19 protein-coding genes are annotated in these 18740 nt (G+C 62.0%); 13 read left to right on the top strand and 6 right to left on the bottom strand.

Annotated elements, in window-relative coordinates:
* Positions 1-163 precede the first annotated feature (163 nt).
* On the bottom strand, positions 164-1747 hold the full coding sequence (locus AVCA_RS14125; RefSeq protein WP_012701645.1) for a rhodanese-related sulfurtransferase: 1584 nt from the start codon (positions 1745-1747) through the stop codon (positions 164-166).
* A complete protein-coding gene (locus tag AVCA_RS14130; protein WP_012701646.1) occupies positions 1744-2352 on the bottom strand; it encodes a cysteine dioxygenase family protein in 609 nt (202 codons plus the stop codon). Before AVCA_RS14130 ends, AVCA_RS14125 begins: the two co-directional genes overlap by 4 nt.
* Before the next feature lie 98 nt (positions 2353-2450).
* Between AVCA_RS14130 and AVCA_RS14135 the strand changes: the two genes are divergently transcribed.
* Positions 2451-3362 carry a LysR family transcriptional regulator gene (locus tag AVCA_RS14135; protein WP_012701647.1) on the top strand — a complete coding sequence of 304 codons (912 nt, stop codon included), beginning with the start codon at positions 2451-2453 and terminating at the stop codon, positions 3360-3362.
* Positions 3363-3567: 205 nt separating this feature from the next.
* On the opposite strand, the gene AVCA_RS14140 is transcribed toward AVCA_RS14135, so the two are convergent.
* A complete protein-coding gene (locus tag AVCA_RS14140) occupies positions 3568-4497 on the bottom strand; it encodes a LysR family transcriptional regulator (protein WP_012701648.1) in 930 nt (309 codons plus the stop codon).
* 124 nt (positions 4498-4621) lie between these two features.
* On the opposite strand from AVCA_RS14140, the gene AVCA_RS14145 reads away from it, so the two are divergent.
* Positions 4622-5389 carry a 3-oxoacyl-ACP reductase family protein gene (locus AVCA_RS14145; RefSeq protein WP_012701649.1) on the top strand — a complete coding sequence of 256 codons (768 nt, stop codon included), beginning with the start codon at positions 4622-4624 and terminating at the stop codon, positions 5387-5389.
* Positions 5390-5418: 29 nt separating this feature from the next.
* Positions 5419-6021, top strand: a complete 603-nt coding sequence (locus tag AVCA_RS14150; protein WP_012701650.1) for an NADPH-dependent F420 reductase — start codon at positions 5419-5421, stop codon at positions 6019-6021.
* Positions 6022-6160: 139 nt separating this feature from the next.
* On the opposite strand, the gene AVCA_RS14155 is transcribed toward AVCA_RS14150, so the two are convergent.
* Positions 6161-6823 carry an NADPH-dependent F420 reductase gene (locus AVCA_RS14155; protein ID WP_012701651.1) on the bottom strand — a complete coding sequence of 221 codons (663 nt, stop codon included), beginning with the start codon at positions 6821-6823 and terminating at the stop codon, positions 6161-6163.
* A gap of 103 nt (positions 6824-6926) precedes the next feature.
* Here AVCA_RS14155 and AVCA_RS14160 point away from each other — a divergent pair, with 103 nt between their 5' ends.
* The 6 genes from AVCA_RS14160 to AVCA_RS26085 all read left to right on the top strand — a co-directional run bounded on the left by AVCA_RS14160 (position 6927) and on the right by AVCA_RS26085 (position 12265).
* Entirely contained in the window at positions 6927-7820 is an 894-nt protein-coding gene (locus tag AVCA_RS14160; protein WP_012701652.1) for a LysR family transcriptional regulator, read from the top strand.
* A 270-nt stretch (positions 7821-8090) separates the two neighbouring features.
* Complete coding sequence (locus AVCA_RS14165; RefSeq protein ID WP_012701653.1) at positions 8091-8408, top strand: hypothetical protein; 318 nt, start codon at positions 8091-8093, stop codon at positions 8406-8408.
* The gene (locus tag AVCA_RS25065) at positions 8395-8706 is read left to right on the top strand and encodes a helix-turn-helix domain-containing protein (protein ID WP_012701654.1); all 312 of its coding nucleotides are present in this window, start codon (positions 8395-8397) and stop codon (positions 8704-8706) included. The genes AVCA_RS14165 and AVCA_RS25065 overlap by 14 nt, the downstream gene beginning before the upstream one ends.
* A 303-nt stretch (positions 8707-9009) precedes the next feature.
* Complete coding sequence (locus tag AVCA_RS25070) at positions 9010-11127, top strand: NACHT domain-containing protein (RefSeq protein WP_012701655.1); 2118 nt, start codon at positions 9010-9012, stop codon at positions 11125-11127.
* A complete protein-coding gene (locus tag AVCA_RS25075) occupies positions 11124-12023 on the top strand; it encodes a hypothetical protein (RefSeq protein ID WP_081434892.1) in 900 nt (299 codons plus the stop codon). The genes AVCA_RS25070 and AVCA_RS25075 overlap by 4 nt, the downstream gene beginning before the upstream one ends.
* Entirely contained in the window at positions 12020-12265 is a 246-nt protein-coding gene (locus AVCA_RS26085) for a hypothetical protein (RefSeq protein ID WP_139239963.1), read from the top strand. Before AVCA_RS25075 ends, AVCA_RS26085 begins: the two co-directional genes overlap by 4 nt.
* A gap of 81 nt (positions 12266-12346) precedes the next feature.
* Here AVCA_RS26085 and AVCA_RS14175 read toward each other — a convergent pair whose 3' ends face one another.
* A complete protein-coding gene (locus AVCA_RS14175; RefSeq protein ID WP_012701656.1) occupies positions 12347-12637 on the bottom strand; it encodes a helix-turn-helix domain-containing protein in 291 nt (96 codons plus the stop codon).
* A complete protein-coding gene (locus AVCA_RS14180; protein WP_012701657.1) occupies positions 12634-13944 on the bottom strand; it encodes a type II toxin-antitoxin system HipA family toxin in 1311 nt (436 codons plus the stop codon). Before AVCA_RS14180 ends, AVCA_RS14175 begins: the two co-directional genes overlap by 4 nt.
* A gap of 498 nt (positions 13945-14442) precedes the next feature.
* Here AVCA_RS14180 and AVCA_RS14185 point away from each other — a divergent pair, with 498 nt between their 5' ends.
* The 4 genes from AVCA_RS14185 to AVCA_RS14200 all read left to right on the top strand — a co-directional run bounded on the left by AVCA_RS14185 (position 14443) and on the right by AVCA_RS14200 (position 18596).
* Positions 14443-15633, top strand: coding sequence for an acyl-CoA dehydrogenase family protein (locus tag AVCA_RS14185; protein ID WP_012701659.1), 1191 nt, complete (start codon positions 14443-14445; stop codon positions 15631-15633).
* A 116-nt stretch (positions 15634-15749) separates the two neighbouring features.
* On the top strand, positions 15750-16832 hold the full coding sequence (locus AVCA_RS14190) for an ABC transporter substrate-binding protein (RefSeq protein ID WP_012701660.1): 1083 nt from the start codon (positions 15750-15752) through the stop codon (positions 16830-16832).
* Positions 16813-17808: an ABC transporter permease gene (locus tag AVCA_RS14195; RefSeq protein WP_012701661.1), complete on the top strand. Its 996-nt coding sequence runs from the start codon at positions 16813-16815 to the stop codon at positions 17806-17808. The genes AVCA_RS14190 and AVCA_RS14195 overlap by 20 nt, the downstream gene beginning before the upstream one ends.
* Positions 17802-18596: an ABC transporter ATP-binding protein gene (locus AVCA_RS14200; RefSeq protein ID WP_012701662.1), complete on the top strand. Its 795-nt coding sequence runs from the start codon at positions 17802-17804 to the stop codon at positions 18594-18596. The genes AVCA_RS14195 and AVCA_RS14200 overlap by 7 nt, the downstream gene beginning before the upstream one ends.
* The last annotated feature ends 144 nt before the right edge of the window (positions 18597-18740 follow it).

Genomic DNA, 18740 nt, shown 5'->3' on the forward strand with positions numbered 1-18740 from the left:
CGCTTTCGATACAGTCCCCCGCGCGGCACGAGCCCAGGCGATCCGTCAGAGGTTTGTGAAAAAATCGAACGCCGTCGCGAGACCGTCTCCAAGCGTTCGTAGCGCAACGCGGCAGCGGGCGTTCGGAGGCGGTCGCAGTAGGCGGGAGTTTTTTCACAGCCGCTCAGATCACGAAGAAGCCGTGGGTACCGTCGCGGCCCAGTTGCTCGACCAGACCGAACTCCCAGTCCAGATAAGCCTGCATGGCTTCGCGCGGATTGTCGGTGCCCTCGTAGGGACGCCGGTAACGGTCGCTGCGCGGCACCGCCAGGGCGGTCTCGCCCTCCTCCAGCGGCAGGCCGGCGGCGATCCAGGTCGCGCTGCCGCCGGCCAGGACGAACACCGGCTTGCCGCTCAGCGCGTGCAGTTCGTCCACCGCGTAGCGCGCCAGCAGGCTGCTGCCGCAGGTGACCACGTAGCGAGCGGCCGGCGGCAGCTTCTCCAGGGCCTGCGGCAGTTGCGCGCGCAGCGCCCACCAGGCGCCGGGGATATGTCGCTTGACGTAGTTGGCGCTGGTGGTGAAGTCCAGCACCAGGGTGTCGCCCTCGGCCAGCCAGGCCTGCAGGGTCTCGGGCGCGATCTCCTCGGCCTGCGGCGCCGGCGGCACCGGCGCCGACCAGCCGCCCCGTTCGGTGAAGTCCGCGGCGTCCAGGCCGTCCAGTACGTGCACCTCCCAACCCATCTGCGCCAGCCAGGAAGCGCTCATGTTGGCGCGCACGCCGTCGTCGTCGGCCAGCACGATGCGCGCGCCGCGCACGCTGGCGAAATGATCGGTTTCCTGGACCAGTTGGCCGCCCGGCGTGGAGCGCGCGCCCGGCAGGTGGCCGGCCTCGTACTCCTCCGGGGTGCGCACGTCGAACAGGTAGGTGGTGCGGCCGGCCTCCTCCCGCCAGCGCGCCAGGTCGGCCAGAGCGGCGCGACCGACGCCGGCCTTGTCGGCCACCGCGCGGGCGGACTGCGCGGCGATGGCGCGGTTCTCGGCGGAGACTTCGGGAAATCTGCGGCTCTGGCCTTGTTCGAGCCGCTGGCCGGCCAGGGTCCAGCCGATGGTGCCGTTGCGCAGCGCCGCCACCGGGTTGGGAATTCCGGCGTTGACCAGCGACTGGGTGCCGATGATGCTGCGGGTGCGTCCGGCGCAGTTGACGATCACCCGGGTCCGGGGGTTCGGCGCCAGCTCGCGCACGCGCAGCACCAGCTCGGCGCCGGGCACGCTGGTGCCGCCGGGGATGCTCATGGTCTGGTATTCGTCGAAACGCCGGGCATCCAGCACTACCACATCGGCCTTTTCGTCGAGCAGCGCCTTGACCTCTTCGGCGGCCAGCGACGGGGTGTGGCGCTCGGCCTCGACCAGTTCGCCGAAGGACTTGCTCGGCACGTTGACGTCGATGAACAGCTCGCCGCCGGCGGCGCGCCAGCCGGCGAGTCCACCCTCCAGCAGGGCGACATCGCTGTAGCCCAGCGCCAGCAGGCGCTCGGCGGCCCGCTCGGCCAGGCCCTCGCCGTCGTCGTAGACGGTGACCGGCGCGGTACGCCGCGGCACCCGCGCATAGACTTCGATGTCCAGGCGCGACAGCGGGATGTTGGCGGCGAACAGCGGGTGGCCCTCGGCGAACGGGGCCTCTTCGCGCACGTCCAGCAGGGCCACTTCCTCGCGCGCCAGCAGGGCGGCGCGGATGTCGGCGAAGGAGCGGATGGCGATGCGGCTCATGGGCGGGCACTCTCTTTGGACTGGTCCCAGATATTGGGCAGGAATTGGTTGGAATAGCCGGAAATGAACGGCTTCTCGCTGCCGTCCGGCAGATAGACGGCGCGCCGCACGGCACCGATGTTGGCGCCATAGACATGGATGCTGATCGACGGCTGGTCGGGACTGGCGTTGAACACCCGGTGGATGTCGCCGATCCGCGGCGACACCGCCTCGACCTGGCCGGGCGAGAGGCGCACCGGATCGCCGATCGGACGCAGACCCTCGGCGCCCAGTTCGAAACTCTGCGCGTCCTCGGCGCCGCGCAGCATGCCGATCAGGCCCCAGACCCGGTGATCGTGCACCGGCGTGGTCTGCCCCGGCCCCCAGACGAAGCTGACCACCGAAAAGCGCTGGCGGGAGTCGGCATGCAGCAGGTACTGCTGGTAACGTTCCGGATCGGGCTGGGCGAACTCCTCCGGCAGCCAGTCGTCGTGGCGGACCAGTTCGCCCAGTAGCGACCGGCCTTCGCGCAGTACGCTCTCCTCGTCGGGGTGACGGTCGAGCAGTTCGCCCAGGGCGCTGACGAAATCGCGCAGACGGTCCAGGCGCAGGGGGGATTCACTCATCGTCGCTTATCCATTGTGTGACAAGATGGCGTCACGTTACCAAGCGCCCTATCATTATCAAAATGCACTTTATTCATAAGCTAATATGCTAGCAACGCATGAAAACAGATGACATCGAAGCCTTCGTCGCCGTCGTCCGCTGCCAGTCGCTGAGCCTGGCCGCCGACAGCCTGCAACTGACCCAGTCGGCGATCACCCGCCGCGTGCAGAATTTCGAGGAAGACCTCGGCAGCCTGCTGCTCGACCGCAACACCAAGCCCCTCAAGCCCACGGCCATGGGCCTGCGGGTCTACGAACAGTGCCGCGAGGTGCTGCGCAGCATGGACGCGCTGCGCGAGATCGTCGCCCGCGACGCCCCGCCCAGCGGCACCCTGCGCCTGGGCGTGCCGCAGACCATCGGCGACGTGGTGCTGCTCGACACCCTGGAACAGTTGAAGAACACCTATCCCGAACTGCAGACCCAGGTCTCCGGCGGCTGGGGCAGCACCCTGCTGGAGCGCCTGGAAAACCTCGAACTGGACGCCGTGGCGGCGCTGTTTCCCACCAGCAAGAGCTTTCCCGAGGGCATCGCCGCCACCTCCCTCGGACGCCTGCGACTTCTGGTGGTGGCCGCCCGCGGCAGCGGGAACAAACGCGGCGGCAGGCTCGCCGACTGCTGCGAGCGCGGCTGGGTGCTCAACCCGGACGGCTGCGGCTTCCGCGCCGGCCTGCAGCACGCCCTGGCCGAACAGGGCCTGAAACTGCGGATCAACCTGGAAACCTTCGGCAGCGAACTGCAACTCGGCCTGGTGGCGAAAAACCTCGGCCTCGGCCTGGTCCCCGAGCCGCTGCTGCTGGCCAGCCGCTACCGCGAGCAGTTGGAAGTCGTCACCCTCGCCGACTTCAAGCCGACGGTCGACCTCTGGCTGCTGCAACCGCGCTTCGTCGGCAACCTGCACGGCGCCATCGAACTGTTCGGCAACCTGGTAGCCCGCCACCTGGCCTCACCGCCGGCGGTGGGTGGCGTCTGAACGGGGGTGGAGTCATTCGCGGAGGGTGATGCTCCTGTAGGGTGGAAAACGACCGCAGGTCTTTTCCACCGGGTATTGCGAGAGGGGTGCGGATTGGGGGAAAACGCTGTGCGGTTTTCTAGCCTGTGTGGTAGCTACCTAGCATGTTGGAAAGCGTGGTGGGGGCAGCAGTCGACCAGAAGCCGTCATTGTGCACCTCGAAATCTCACCCGATACTCCCAGCAAAGCGCTCGGCAAGCCTCCGCGTCCGGAACGTTTCCAGCACGTAGTCTACGAATACGCGAGTCTTCGCAGGCAGCAGTGTGCGGCTGGCGTAGTACAGGGAGATCGGACCGGCATCCGCGTACCACTGGGGGACCAGACGCACCAGTTCGCCGCGATCGAGATACGGCAGCGCGTCGGGCACGGCGGTCATCGTCACGCCCAGGCCAAGCACGGCCGCGCGTGTCATCGCGGCGGGATCGTTGAAGACAAACGATTGCCTGAGTTCGGCCGCTTGAACAGCACCCGAGGCATTACGCAGGGTCCACTGGCGGATGCGGCCAGTGCGGGCCGGGCGCATGACGATGCCATCCAGTTCGGCCAGTTCCTCGGGGCTGAAGGGGTTGCGCCGGCCCTTCATGTAGGTGGGGGAGGCCACGGCAATGATGTGCGCCGGCGCCAACGTGCGTGCCACCATGCCCTGCGCCAGTTCGAAGCCGCCGCCGATGGCTGCATCGAATCCTTCGGCGATCAGGTCCACCTGGCGGTTGTCGAACTGCCAGTCGATGCGGACGTGCGGGTAACGCTGCAGGAAATCGGGCAGCAGGGGCAGCAGGTATTCCATGCCGAACGCCAAGGCCACGCTGACCTTCAGCACGCCCGCGGGTTCGCCCCGATCGCTGGCCACCTCCGAGATGGCTGCCTGCAGGCCATCCAGATGCCCACGGACACCCAACAGAAAGCGTTCGCCCGACTCGGTGAGGGTGAGTTTGCGCGTGCTGCGATGGAACAGGCGCGTGCCCAGGTTCTTCTCCAGCAACGCCACGTTGCGGCTGACCGCGGCCGGCGTCAGCCCCAACTGGCGGGCCGCGGCAGAGAAGCTACCCGACTCGGCGCTGCGGACGAAGGACTCCAGATTGGCCAGGGTTTCCAAGAGAGCAGACCTTCAAATCAGACTTGAAACTGATTCTAACCATTACCGGCTACTGAGAGGGAAGTGTGGGGCGCATTGTTCGCACCACGCAGTCCCCATCCCTCTCACGCACTGGAGCATCACCATGAACACCCAAGCCAACAGCACCTCCCTTCCCCTGACCGGCAAGGTCGCGCTGGTCACCGGCGGCTCGCGCTCCATCGGCGCTGCAGTTGCCAAGCGCCTGGCCGCCGATGGCGCCAAGGTCGCCTTCACCTACTTCGGCTCGCAACAGCTGGCCGAAGAGACGGCCAGCGCCATCGAGGCCGCTGGCGGTACCGCGCAGCCGATCCTGGCTGACTCCGGCAATCCGGAGGCCGTGCGCGCCGCCATCGCCCAGGTCGTCGAGACCTATGGTGGCCTCGATATCCTGGTCAACAACGCCGGCATCGCCGTCGGTGGTGGTCCGATCGAGCAGATCAGCTTCGACGATTATCAGCGCATGATTGCAGTCAACGTCACCGGCGTGTTCGTCGCCACCCAGGAAGCCGTACGCCACATGCGCGAAGGCGGCCGCATCGTCCACATCGGCAGTTCGATGACGCGCTACGCGTCCTTCCCGGGCGCGTCGCTGTACACGCTCACCAAGGGTGCGGTGACCGGCTTCAACCGCAGTCTGGCGCGCGACCTGGGCCCGCGCGGCATCACGGTGAACACCGTGCATCCCGGACCGACCGACACCGACATGAATCCCGCCGATGGCGAAGTGGCCAAGCTGGTGGGGCCTGGCATGGCCGTCGGCCGTTACGGCCAGCCGGCGGAGATCGCCAGCGTGGTCGCCTTCCTTGCAAGCCCGGGTGCCTCGTTCGTGACCGGCGCCGACGTGGTGGCCGATGGCGGCTTCACCTCCTGATCCCTTGACCTGACGCAGAGGACACGACCATGAGCAGCATCGGCATCCTGGGGGCAGGCAACATCGGATCGGCATTCGCCCGCGCCATGGCCAGGCACGACATCCCGGCAGTGATCGCCAATCGCCGCGGCCCCGAATCGCTGGAACCGCTGGTGCGGGAACTCGGCCCGTCGATCCGCGCGGGTACGCGGGAAGAAGTCGCGGCGCAGGACATCGTGCTGGTCGCGGTGAACTGGTCCAAGCTGCCAGCGGCGCTGGCAGGCTTGCCAGACTGGAATGGCCGCATCGTGATCGACGCGAACAACCCGATCGAGGCCCCGCTGTTCCAGCCCACCGACCTGGGTGGACGCGTCTCCAGCGAGGTGTTCACCGACCTGGTGCCTGGTGCCCGCGTGGTGAAGGCATTCAACCACCTGCAGCCGCACTTGCTGTCCGGCGATCCGCAGGCCGAAGGCGGCCAGCGCGTGCTGTTCTATTCCGGCGATGACGCTCGCGCCAAGTCCGAAGTGGGCGGCCTCATCGAACGGTTGGGGTTCTTCGGCATCGATCTTGGCGCGCTGGCAGTCGGTGGCCGGCTGGTCCAGTTTCCAGGCGGTCCGTTGCCGGCGCTGAACTTGGCGAAGTTCGATTGATCCAACGAGGGGTGATTTTAGTACGGATGGCCGCTAAGGGTCGGACTGAGCCGGACATCACTGGCACAGAGCGACCCAAAGTTGATATTGTTCTCAGCCAGCTCCAAGTCTTCTCTCGATCCAGTGGGTTATGGGCTATTCAGCGGCGCCACGATCCCTCGGGCAATTCAACCTGCCGATGGGCCGCAGCCAAGGCAACCTTCAGTCCCTCTTTATCCAGCGGTATGCAGTAGGCGGGTTTAGCCCGTTCGAATCGCCAGCTTTCATCAAGGCTGCCCGCATCTACCGCGTCGAATCCAATTTCGTCCAGCAACTTGATCACCAGCGCTTTCGCCGCCGGATCATCCGCAGCGATCGGCAGTGCGCGTCGGTCGGGCGCCGCTTTCGGGCGCGAGTCCTGCACCAGGTCCTGGGCAAGGATTGCATTGAATACCTTGACCACGCTGGAGTGGGGCAGATGCTCGGCGAGCAGGCGGCTGGTGGTGGTTTCGAATCGGTCGAGAGCGGCAATATGACCGTCGCGTTTCGGGTAGTAATTGTTGGCATCCAGCACGGTTTTGCCCTCCAGCCACTTGGCCGGCACGCTTCGGTAATGCCCAAGAGGAATTGCCACGAGTACAACTTCACCAAATTGTGCTGCGTCCTCGACAGTGCCGACCTGACTGCCAGGAATGCCACTGAGCACGCTGCTCATGGTCTGTGGCCCACGTGAATTGCTGAGCATCGCCTCGTGTCCCGCCGCGATGACCAATTGCGCCACTGCACGTCCGATGAAGCCTGCCCCAATAATGCCGATACGCATGTCCTTGCTCCGCTGGTTGGTAAGAAGAAACCATGATGATTGCCAACCAAGGACAGATAAATAATCATCGGATACTTAGTCTCGTTACCAGGAGTGTTGAATAATGGATCGCCTGACGAGCATGGGGGCGTTTGTGATGGCGGCGGAATCCGGCTCCTATGCCAGCGCCGCCGAGCGATTGGGCCTGTCGCCGCAGATGGTGGCCAAGCATGTTGCCGCGCTTGAGCGGCGGCTAGGCGCGCGGCTACTGAACCGTACCACCCGACGTCAGAGCCTGACTGAGTTGGGCAGCGCTTACTACGAACGCTGTAAGCACATTTTGAGCGAGGCTCAGGCTGCCGACTCCCTTGCGCAGATCATGAATGACACCCCGCGCGGCAAACTGAAAATCAGCGCTCCCGTAACGTTCGGCTCCTATAGCCTCATGCCCTTTGTGACGGAGTTTTTGCGCCAACACCCGGAGGTCGAAATCGATCTGCATTTGACCGATCGCTTCGTCGATCTGGTGGAGGAGGGTTATGAAGTGACTTTCAGGATTGGCCCATTGGCCGCGTCCAGTTTGACCGCCAAGCCGTTGGCGCCTTATCGATTGGTAGCCTGTGCGGCACCGAGCTATCTGACCGACCGCGGAGTACCGCAAATACCGGGTGATCTGAAGAACCATGAGTGTCTGGGGTATGCCTATTGGTCCCGGCCGGCCGACCGCGAATGGGTATTCTGCAAAGGCTCCGCAGTTGAACGGGTACAAGTCGTCGGTCGATTGCAGGTCAACGAGAGCAAAGCACTGCTGTCGGCAGCGCTGGACGGGTTCGGGATTGTCCTTGGACCCGAGGACTTTCTTGAGCCCGCGTTGCGCAGCGGCGAGTTAGTTCGACTGTTAGCTGATTACGAAGCACCGAGCCGACAAATGCATTTGCTCTACACGGCCAATCGTCAGAAAACAGCCAAACTCCGACGATTTATCGATGCTGCGCTCGCCCGCTTTGGTGCTCCTTGAGCAGGCTTTTGAGTTATCTCAGCCGCATTGACCTGTGATTGATCTCAGTCGCAGGCTACTGCTTCATTGACTGGCTGCTTTGGCCGCTTGTTACCTAACATGACCGGCAGGTTTGGGGCGACTCAGACTCAGGCACGTCATGCTCGGCAGAAGTCGACCCAGAGGAAACGGTATAGGATGGAAAGGTGGGAGATGGTAAAAGTTGCCGAAAACTAGGCGGCTGAGCTATTGATTGTCTCAAATACGTCATTGACGTATGCTCTGCTCATATTGACTATCATCGAATCCCCGCTGTTCACCAAGCTCTGGCCCGATTACTGGACGGAGGATGAGCGTGGTGCCTTCATGACTTTCCTCGCCAGCAACCCCGAGGCCGGCGCTGTCATTCCCGGCACTGGTGGTTGCCGCAAGGTGCGCTGGGGGATGGAAGGACGCGGCAAGAGCGGTTCCGTGCGCGTCATCTACACTGCGCAGTTGGCCAGCGGAGCCCTGGTGGCCTTGTTGATTTACGGCAAGGGTGCTACCGACAACATTCCGGCGCATATCCTGCGCAAGATCGCCAAGGAGATGAATCATGCCCCTGACTGAGAAAGAACTGCTTGAGCGAGACGCCAAGCGCAACATCGGCGAGGAGTTGTTGGCCGCCATTGTCGATGTCAAGGCAGGACGCCACGGCGCCGTGCATCGCGTGGAATTGACCGAGGCCGCCGAGGCGCGCAGCAAAACTGGGCTGTCGCAGCCGAAATTCGCTGAGTTGCTGGGAGTGTCGGTGCGCACCCTACAGGAGTGGGAACAAGGTCGCCGCTCGCCATCTGGCGCTGCGCGCTCACTGCTGCATATCGCCGCCCAGCGTCCAGACGTGTTCCGGGAAGTACTTTCGGGCTGAGTGTGTACAGAGCAGAAATGAGAAAGCTGCTCAGATGACCAGCATGCCTGTAAGTCGCGTGATAAGCGGAGTTCGGCCAAAAGCGGACGGTCGCTCATCCGGCATAGCATCCGGTTAAATGTCGGCTCCACTCCGAGCGCTGCCCGACGGCTTACGTGTGCAGCATTCATTGAGCACTGTGGTGAGCTACGCCGGTAATCGGCCGGGAAGCAGTCTCTGAATACCGCCAGCATCCTTACTTGATAGCGATGATTAGTCAGAAGTATTAATGCATAATAGGCATCATCTGTAGGGAAATGGAATATGGATAATCAACTCAAGCGCGGATTAGAAGAGATATACCGACGGTACGGATTCGAAACTGCAAAAGTGTACGAAGCTGAAGAGGTAATTGTCTTCACCCTTAAAACGGGGTACTTCGACAACGCCGACATTGTCCCGTTGAGCGAAAGTGCCGGCACAAAGAAGCCTTTCGATGATTTTTCGGCCAGTGGCTACGCATGCACTGTGAGAAAATTCCTTTCTCCAAAGCAGACAGAGACCGAACTTTTCAAAGGTTTTTTTTCTGTTGCCTCAATCCTCGATAGGCTTGAGAAAGACTATGAGCAATTTACTAATAGCATTGTAAAACCATTTGCCGATGATGCTCGCTACGAGTATATCAATGCGCCATATAGCGTGAATGGGAAGGATGGAAGCAAGTCTCCGGCTGCCGAAGTCGTCGCTCGATTAAATACTACTCGCCCAATTCTCTTCCTAATTGAGGCTGCCGCGGGGTTTGGGAAGACGTGCACCGCCTACGAAATAGTTCACCAACTAATACAGGAGAAAAATCATTTGCCACTTTTCTCCGAGTTATCACGAAACAGAAAAGCCCCGATCTTTCGCTACGTACTTCTTGATGAAATTGATCGAAAATTTCCGACCCTAAGCTCCCGACTCGTTCAAAGTGAAATCACAAATGGACGGGTGATTGCTATTCTCGACGGATTCGATGAGTTACTGCGAAAGTCTGATGAAGACGACGACTTCGAGAACCAGGAGCCAATGCTGGAAACCATAGGGCAGTTTCTGACGGGCAACGCCAAAATCATTCTTACTACACGCCGCACAGTTTTATTTGAAGGCGATGCGTTTCATAATTGGGCGGCCACACATTCAGACGAATTTGACCTAATAAGGATTCGTATTGGTGAGCCCTCCCTTGTCGACTGGCTGCCAGAGAAGCGATTCAAGGCCATTCAGGCCACATCATTGGATATAAAAAACAGTCTTGCCAACCCGGTCCTCCTGTCTTACTTACGATGTATTCCAGAGGACAAATTCGAAGCGGTGATCGAGTCGCCTCAAGAATTGGTGGAGCGCTATTTCAACTTTCTTCTTGAGCGCGAGAGGGTAAGACAAGATTTACAAATGAGTGTCGACAAACAAAAGTCGATTCTTACTAGCGTTGCCGCCGATATGATTGCAGGCGGGTACACTTCAGAGCAGAGAGACTACATTGTTGACCTGATACTAAGAAATTGCATTCAAGAGATCGAAGATGCCTTAGCACTTTATCCATCTTCAGAACGCCCAGACAAGGAATTCATTGCCAATAAAATTGCCAGTCACGCTCTTCTAGACCGAAGTAGCAAGGAAGAGAACAAAATAGGATTTATTAATGAATTCGTCTTGGGGTATTTTGTAGCCGCAAATATCCTAAAAGACAATGAGTGGTTGAACGACGATATACGCTTTCTTGAGCCGGCCGTAATCTCTTATCGCCCACGACCGATGCCCGAGCGGCGAGAACTTCTTGAGCGCATTCGCCAATCGCTAGACTTCACAGCAATTTCGTATAAAACCGACTTTACGGCACGACTAATCGGTGCCATAGACTTTCCTCTTCAATCAGATGAGGCCGAAAGTCTTGAGTTTGATTCGGTAAATTTTGGCTTGGAAGAAATAGAAAATTTTCAGTTCAACGATTGCATATTCAGGAGTTGCGAATTTTTGCTTGAAAAGATGTCTGGCGTTACATTTCTGAACTGCAAATTTTATGGTAGAAACAATGCAAACGGGATACCCGCAGGACCGATATATGTTCTCGGTGAAATAGGTGACAGTGGGTTCCTCAGAAATGCACTAGGGGGCTCTGAAAGCATTGATTTTTCTACATTGCCAACCCAGGAGCTTTTGCTTGAAAGGCATGTTCTTGAAAAATTCTGGCCCGTTGGACGCGAGAAGCTCATGCACAAACATCGTCCAATATCAGGGATTTGCAGTGGATACGGCGGATTTCGACCTGATGAAATATACAGAACCATTCACCAGCTAAAGAAAAAAGGTCTTCTGCTTCAGCCCAATAGCGCTGCATTTGTCGAGCTAAATTTTGATCGACTTCCGGAAATTCGTCATATTTTGGGAAGGACGCAATGAGAAGCAAATATGAATACATTGCAGCTGAAATGCGGCGTGAGATTGAAGACTTATTGTCTGCTGTCGGTATTCTTTTCCGCGTCTTTGCCCGAGGAAAAGATGAGTCATCTCTCAAATCGAAGCTTGCACGGGAGCCTGGAAAGTATTCGATTGGTGGTAAATTGATTCAAGACTCCATTGGTATTAGGGTCGCACTTTATTTTCCAGATGATATCCCAATCGTTAAATCAATCCTTAAATCCAGATTTCAGATTGATAGTAGTGCTTCGACTATTGATCGACCGGAACGAGATCAGTTTTCCGTAACGCGTTATAACTTAGTATTTCGTCTCCCTAGTGAATCTGCTGATAATTTTTCTAGGATTAGAGGCAACGAGCCACTCGATGCAACTTTCGAAGTTCAATTGCGTAGCATTCTTTCAGAAGGATGGCACGAAGTCGAGCATGATTTGAGGTACAAAGCCAAAGAGAATTGGAGTGACCATGATGATCTCAGCAGAATATTGAATGGAATTGTTGCTACTCTTGAGACGTCTGAATGGAACATGGGAAAGGTTTTTGAAGAGCTCGCCTATCGGCATTACAAGTCGCAGAATTGGAATGGGATGCTGCCAAACATATTAAGAATGAGGCTTAAGGGAGTGATTAGTCAGCCCATAATGGATGCACTAGATGCTGATAATAAAGTGGCAAAGAGTTTGCTTAGGATTGATCGCGCTAAGCTCCTGAGACTTTTGTCTCATGCCAAGCCAAAGCTACCGGTAACACCGGACAACGTGATTTTGTTTTGGAATGCAACTGGTCCGAAGTACCAATGCTTGCAATTGATTACACCTGTTATTGTGAGCGATGCTGCCAGTGGCATTGCCTCTGAGTTTAATGGTGCTTCGCGGTGATCGGGATTTTAGAGGTTTTTGCTTCCAGTAAAACGTCCAAAAACCCAGATACGTTAGAAATTATTTTGAATTTTTCTTCTCCAGTTTTGTATCGCGAGCAGTACTACTGCCGCATAATAAATGGGGCTATTGTTTACTACCAACAGAAGAATAACATCTTACTTTCTGATTACCGCGCTGTTGTAGACAGTAGTCCATTGTCAGCTCTGGCTGAGGAGGCGTCTATGGGGGATCACCTGTGAGTGCTCGACTCCGGAACCTGCCGCTGAAATCCCAGAGAATTGGCTGGCTGCTCCGGGTCGGTAGCCGACCATAGCTCCCTCTCACTTCATCTCCCCATCCCCTCTCCTCCTCACCCCCACAACCCCCACCCTCATCCCGAACAACCTGAACACGCTGTCCAGCGTCGCCACCGTGGGGTTTCCCGCGTCCTGTTCGAGTTGGCGCAGGGTGCGCAGGGAGAGTTTGCACATGCGGGCGAAGTCGGTCTGGTTCAGGCCGGTGACGCGCAGGCGCAGTTGGCGGATGGCGGCGCCGAAGCTCAGGGTGCCGTCGGCCAGTTGCCGGCGGATTTCGTCGAGTACCGCGCCGCGGTCTTCTTCCGGCTTTTTCACAGCAGTCCCCAGAGGCGCAAGGTGACCTCCAGGCGGCCCAGCGGGATGGTCGGTGCCTTCCAGGTCTGTTCGGGCAGGCTCAGTTCGGCCAGCAGGTCCGGCAGCGCCAGCAGTTGGCGGGCGTCGTCGCGCAAGCGCTCGAACAGGAGTTCGGGGTCGCTCCAGCGCGACAGGGCGTTGCAGGCGGCCCGCCAGTCGGTGCCGTCGAACCGCTCGATGCCCTCGGGCCAGCGAGTCGTGCGCACCACGCCTTCGGGGTCCATCGCCATCGGTGCGAGGTCGTAGATCGGCGCCAGGTCGATGCGCTCGCGCGTGCGCAGGATGGAAAGGTTACGCCCGTGGTTGTCGGTGTTGCCGAGGATCTGGTTGAGCAGGTCGCGGCGCAGATACTCGGCGACCATGGCGGGAATTTCCGCAGCCTGCCCGGCGGCGTCCCAGGTTTCCGCCAGGCGGGCGACGACCTCGACATGCTCCATGCGGCTGCCCGGCCGGGTCACGCCGCACAGGGAATAGGCGGACTCGACGGCGATGCGCTCGACGCCGTTCGGGCCGATCCGGCGGTCGAAGCGCCGCATCCACAGGCTGGGCTTTTCCGCTTCCTCGTAGGCCAGCCCTTCGGCGGAGATCGTCTCGATTCCCAGCCGGTTCAGCGCGCGGTAATAGCAGTATTCGCTGCGCAGGATGACCCGGTCGGTTTCCGTCCCCGAATTGCACGGGAACTTGACGAACCAGTGCCGGCACACCTCGGCATCGGGCAGGCCGGCGTCCGGATGGAGGTTGCCGGCGGCGTCTTCGGCGAGCAGCAGCTTGGGCGCCTCGCCGCCGGCCCCGGTGGCGCCGCCGATGGCTGCACCGCGCTCGTAGGCATGGTCGAGAAAACGGATATCGCGGCGGATCACCTCCTCGCGAGGGAAGCCGACCGGCTCGCGCGGGGCGGCGACGGACTCCTTGACGCGCAGGTTACCGACGGGCGCCATGGTGCAGTGCTGCAGCAGGAAGAACTCCTCCGGTGCGCCGAGCGGCACGGCCATCCGTGCCAGGATGTGCCGGCGCGCGGCGCCGGCGGGAACGATGTCGTGCAGGAAGGCCGGAGCGATGCCGCGATAGTCTTCCCAGCCGAGGGAAAAAACTGCGCTCACGGCCGCTGCCTTCGGCGTGCCCAGTTCGTCGAGGTGGGCGACGAGATAGTCGGCCTCGTAGCGAGCGCTGCAACGACTGCGCAACCCGTCTTCGGGAGCATCGAAGCTCACCCGCATCGCATCGTGCCATTGGCCGTCCAGGTAAACCTGCAGGGTTATCGTTTCCATGGCATGTCCGGCATACGACTATCGCCTTCCCCGTGTGAACCGATCCAGACAGGCATCATAGTGCCTATTTATGCCCTCTCCAAGCACAAAAAAGGTATTTAAATACCTATTTTAGCGTCTCACTCGTCCGAAACAGGCAATCTATTGCCTCCCCATGATGCAAGCGCATTCACCCCGATCCGGGCGCCGCCCTGACAGCAGCGGACCGATGGCGAAGCCGAACGAAGGTGGATGGCTTCGGCCATCCACCCTACCCCTCCGACCCCGCGCGGCACGCATGAAAACCACCCATAAAATGCAAATAAAGCAAATTATTGATTATGAAATTTAAAACTCAGGAATATTAATTTATAAGAAAATCGAATTTCAGATTGCTCTTTTATGCATGCAGTATTAGGCCACCACTTCCTGCAGGCCCATGAACCGGCGCTACAGATGGCTGGCCAACCGGACCACCGGACGACTCGGCATCGTGACAGTCGCCCCAGGTGCATTCCGATGAGCATCACTCCACTTCGCAACGCTTCCCAGGCAGCTTCCGGCTCGCCTGTCCGCCCCGGCAGCCCGGCCTTTTCCGCGCTGCTGAACCGCCTCGGCGAGGAATTCGCCGGGCGCGCCGCCCACTACGACCGCAGCGGCGAGTTTCCCCGGGAAAACTTCCAGCGCCTGCATCAGGAGGGCCTGCTGGCCCTGACCATTCCCCTCTCCCAGGGCGGCCTGGGCGGCGGGCTGGCCGAGGCCGTCGAGGCCATCGGCGCGGTGGCCAAGGGCGATCCGTCCACCGCGCTGATCCTGGCGATGCAGTACCTGCACCACAACCGCCTGCAGGACAACCCGCAATGGCCGGAAGCGCTGCGCCAGCGGGTGGTGCGCGAAGCCGTCGAGGACGGCGCGCTGATCAACGCGCTGCGCGTCGAGCCGGCGCTCGGCTCGCCCTCGCGCGGCGGCCTGCCGGCCACCGTCGCCCGGCGCACGCCGGAGGGCTGGCGGATCAGCGGCAGCAAGCTCTACTCCACCGGCAGCCACGGGCTGACCTGGTGCAACGTGTTCGCCCGCAGCGACGACGCCGACCCGTTGGTCGGCGTCTGGCTGATCCGCAAGGACAGCCCCGGTATCCGTATCGTCGAGGACTGGGACCATCTGGGCATGCGCGCCACCTGCAGCCACCGCATCGATTTCGACGACGTGCTGGTGCCGCTGGAGCACGCAGTCAACGTGGCGCCGGCCAGCCGCAAGAGCACCGAGACCGAACTCGATCCCGAGGGTCTGTTGTGGATGGGCGCGCTGCTCGGCGCTCTCTACGACGGCGTCGCCCGCGCCGCCCGCGACTGGCTGGTCGACTGGCTGAAGCAGCGCACGCCGAGCGCGCTCGGCGCGCCGCTCGCCAGCCTGCCGCGCCTGCAGCAACTGGTCGGCGAAATCGACAGCCTGCTGCTGGTCAACCGCAGCCTGCTGGACGCCGCCGTCGACCGGCGCCTGCCGATCGGAGCCAGCGGCCAGCTCAAGCATCTGGTCACCGACAACGCCATCCGCGTCGTGGAGCTGGCCCTGCAGGCCTCCGGCAACCACGGCCTGAGCAAGAACAACTCCCTGGAGCGGCACTACCGCGACGTGCTGTGCGGGCGCATCCACACGCCGCAGAGCGACGTCGTGCTGGTCAAGGCCGGCCAGGCAGCCCTGGGACTCTAGGCTCGGCCGGGGAAGGGGGAAACGGGCCGACAGCCCCTCTCCCCCTCTTCCCCATGGCGAGAGGAAGCCCGGAAGTATTTCACCGCCCCCATTCGACCCTCACGGAAGCGACCCGCATGACCTTCGACTCCAACCTCTCCCGCCGTCGCCTGCTCGGCCTGGCCGGCACCGCCGCCGCGGCCGCCGCCGTCGGCCGCTTCGCCTGGGCCGCCGATCCGCACGCCCATGCCGCCCATGCCGCCCATGGCGCCCATGGCGACGACGCACAGAATTTCCTGCGCGACGCCAAGAGCTGGGCACTGCCGGCGCCGCGCAAGCTCAAGCTGGCGACCAACCTCAACGCCATCTGCCTGGCCCCGGTGGCGGTGGCCGACAGCCAGGGCTTCTTCCGCAACCACAACCTGGAGGTCGAGTTCGTCAACTTCGGCAATTCCACCGAGGTGCTGCTCGAATCCCTAGCCACCGGCAAGGCGGATGCCGCCACCGGCATGGCGCTGCGCTGGCTGAAGGCGCTGGAACAGGGCTTCGACGTCAAGCTGACCGCCGGCACTCACGGCGGCTGCCTGCGCCTGATCGCCCAGGAAGGCGGCCCGCGCAGTTTCGAGGAACTCAAGGGCAAGACCATCGGCGTCACCGACATGGCCAGCCCGGACAAGAACTTCTTCTCGCTGATGCTCAAGCGCCACGGCGTCGACCCGGTCCGCGACGTGACCTGGCGGGTCTATCCGATCGACCTGCTCGGCACCGCCCTGGAGAAGGGCGAGGTCCAGGCGGCCAGCGGCTCCGACCCGATGATGTACCGCCTGCGCAACCAGCCGGGCAAGCGCGAGCTGTCCAACAACCTGGTCGAGGAGTACGCCAACCTGAGCTGCTGCGTGGTCGGCGTCGGCGGCAACCTGGTGCGTAAGGAGCGGCCGGTCGCCGCCGCCGTCACCCACGCCATCCTGCAGGCCCACGCCTGGGCGGCGCAGCACCCGGAAACCGTGGCCCAGGACTTCCTCAAGTTCGCGGTCAACACCAATTCCGAGGAAATCAACGCCATCCTCAACGAGCACACCCACGCGCACTACTCGGTGGGCAAGGCCTTCGTCGACGAGATCGCCGTCTACGCCCGCGACCTGAAGGCCGTGGAAGTGCTGCGCGCCAGCACCGATCCCCGGAAATTCGCGGAGAGCATCCATGCCGACGTATTCGGTTGACCTGCCGGAGCGGACCAGCGCCCGCCCCTTCGCCGTGTGGAAGACCGGCCTGGCGGCGGCGGCCGGCTGGCTGGCCTTCGCCCTCTACAGCAGCGAGGCGCCCAACGCCATCCGCGACTGGCCCTACACCCGCGAACTGGCCAACCTCTCGCTGGCCATCGCCGGGCTGCTGGCGCTGATCGCCCTGCTCCCCGGCCCCGTCGCGCGCCTCGCCGACCGTCTGCGCCCGGCCGGCCAGTGGCTGGTCGCCCTGCCGCTGCTGCTCGGCCTCTGGCAACTGGCGACCGCCAAGCTGGCGATGCTGCCGGTGCCCTTCTTCGCTCCGCCGCAGGCGCTGCTGGAGGTCTACGCCGAGGATTGGCCGCGCCTCGCCGAGAGCCTGCTGCATTCCTTCTGGCTGCTGTTCAACGGCGTGCTGCTGGGCTCGCTGTGCGGTTTCCTCGCCGGGGTGTCGATCGGCTGGTCGCAGCGCATCGGCTACTGGCTGCACCCGGTGCTGCGCATCCTCGGTCCGGTGCCGTCCACCGCGCTGCTGCCGATCTGCTTCTTCATCTTCCCCAGCAGTTGGGGCGCCAGCGTGTTCCTGATCGCCCTGGCGACCTGGTTCCCGGTCACGGTGCTGACCTGGTCGGGGGTGGCCAGCGTCGACCGCGCCTACTACGACGTGGCGCGCACCCTGGGCGCCAGCGAACGCTTCCTGATCTTCCGGGTGGCCATCCCGGCGGCCCTGCCGCATGTCTTCGTCGGCCTGTTCATGGGCTTCGGCGCGTCTTTCTCGGTGCTGGTGGTGGCCGAGATGATGGGCGTCAAGGCCGGCCTCGGCTGGTACCTGCAGTGGGCCCAGGGCTGGGCGGCCTACGCCAACATGTACGCCGCGCTGCTGGTGATGGCGCTGCTCTGCTCGGGGCTGATCACCGCGCTGTTCCTGGTCCGCGACCGTGTCCTGTCCTGGCAGAAGGGAGCCGTGAAATGGTGAGCCCCGTCCATCCACAGGCCCATGCCCAGGCCAACGGCCTGCAGCTGGAAGTGAAGAACCTCAGCCACGCCTTCGACCTGGGCAAGACCAGCCTGCCGGTGCTGAACCAGGTCGATCTGACCCTGCAGCCGGGCGAAAGCGTCGCCCTGCTCGGTCCCTCGGGCTGCGGCAAGTCGACCCTGTTGCGCCTGGTCGCCGGGCTGGAAGCGCCGTTGTCGGGACAGATCCTGGTCGACGGCCAGCCGGTCGGCACGCCCGATCCGTCGCGCATCCTGGTGTTCCAGGACCCGACCCTCTACCCCTGGCGCACGGTGTGGGACAACGTCGCCCTCGGCCTGCAGGCCCGCGGCCTGATCAAGACCCAGCGCGAACGGGTCGACGCGGCGCTGGCCAAGGTCGGCCTCAGCGAATTCCGCGACGCCTATCCGCGCCAGCTTTCCGGCGGCATGGCCCAGCGCGCCGCGCTGGCCCGCGCGCTGGTCAACGAGCCGCGCCTGCTGCTGCTCGACGAGCCGCTGGGCAAGCTCGACTCGCTGACCCGCATCGCCATGCAGGGCGAACTGATCCGCCTGTGGCAGCAGCAGCGCTACAGCTCGCTGCTGGTCACCCACGACGTGGAAGAGGCCCTGCTGCTCTGCGAACGGGTGCTGGTGTTCAGCAACCGCCCGGCGCGCATCCTCGCCGAACTCAAGGTCGAACGCCCCTACCCGCGCCACCGCGACGATCCGCACCTGGTCGAGCTGCGCCAGCAGGCGCTGGAGCTGCTCGGGCTGGGCAGCAGTTGGTGACCATGGTGGATGGTTCCGGCCATCCACCCGCCCCTCGAGAATCGCCGCGTTCGTAGGAGCGAATCCGTTCGCGACGGGAGGGTGACAGGCGGCTTCGGCGTGGCCGGTTAGAGGTCGCGGACGAATCCGCGCCTACGGCGGTTT

Origin of the sequence: Azotobacter vinelandii CA, from assembly GCF_000380335.1 — a bacterium.
GTDB classification, from domain to species: Bacteria; Pseudomonadota; Gammaproteobacteria; order Pseudomonadales; family Pseudomonadaceae; genus Azotobacter; species Azotobacter vinelandii.

Excerpts from the sequence above, each read along its gene's own strand:
- AVCA_RS14185 (WP_012701659.1), top strand. The coding sequence starts at position 14,443 with ATGAGCATCACTCCACTTCGCAACGCTTCCCAGGCAGCTTCCGGCTCG.
- AVCA_RS14125 (WP_012701645.1), bottom strand. The coding sequence starts at position 1,747 with ATGAGCCGCATCGCCATCCGCTCCTTCGCCGACATCCGCGCCGCCCTG.
- AVCA_RS14130 (WP_012701646.1), bottom strand. The coding sequence starts at position 2,352 with ATGAGTGAATCCCCCCTGCGCCTGGACCGTCTGCGCGATTTCGTCAGC.
- AVCA_RS25070 (WP_012701655.1), top strand. The coding sequence starts at position 9,010 with ATGGATAATCAACTCAAGCGCGGATTAGAAGAGATATACCGACGGTAC.
- AVCA_RS14200 (WP_012701662.1), top strand. The coding sequence starts at position 17,802 with ATGGTGAGCCCCGTCCATCCACAGGCCCATGCCCAGGCCAACGGCCTG.
- AVCA_RS14145 (WP_012701649.1), top strand. The coding sequence starts at position 4,622 with ATGAACACCCAAGCCAACAGCACCTCCCTTCCCCTGACCGGCAAGGTC.
- AVCA_RS14150 (WP_012701650.1), top strand. The coding sequence starts at position 5,419 with ATGAGCAGCATCGGCATCCTGGGGGCAGGCAACATCGGATCGGCATTC.
- AVCA_RS14195 (WP_012701661.1), top strand. The coding sequence starts at position 16,813 with ATGCCGACGTATTCGGTTGACCTGCCGGAGCGGACCAGCGCCCGCCCC.
- AVCA_RS25075 (WP_081434892.1), top strand. The coding sequence starts at position 11,124 with ATGAGAAGCAAATATGAATACATTGCAGCTGAAATGCGGCGTGAGATT.
- AVCA_RS14135 (WP_012701647.1), top strand. The coding sequence starts at position 2,451 with ATGAAAACAGATGACATCGAAGCCTTCGTCGCCGTCGTCCGCTGCCAG.
- AVCA_RS25065 (WP_012701654.1), top strand. The coding sequence starts at position 8,395 with ATGCCCCTGACTGAGAAAGAACTGCTTGAGCGAGACGCCAAGCGCAAC.
- AVCA_RS14190 (WP_012701660.1), top strand. The coding sequence starts at position 15,750 with ATGACCTTCGACTCCAACCTCTCCCGCCGTCGCCTGCTCGGCCTGGCC.
- AVCA_RS14180 (WP_012701657.1), bottom strand. The coding sequence starts at position 13,944 with ATGGAAACGATAACCCTGCAGGTTTACCTGGACGGCCAATGGCACGAT.
- AVCA_RS14155 (WP_012701651.1), bottom strand. The coding sequence starts at position 6,823 with ATGCGTATCGGCATTATTGGGGCAGGCTTCATCGGACGTGCAGTGGCG.
- AVCA_RS14160 (WP_012701652.1), top strand. The coding sequence starts at position 6,927 with ATGGATCGCCTGACGAGCATGGGGGCGTTTGTGATGGCGGCGGAATCC.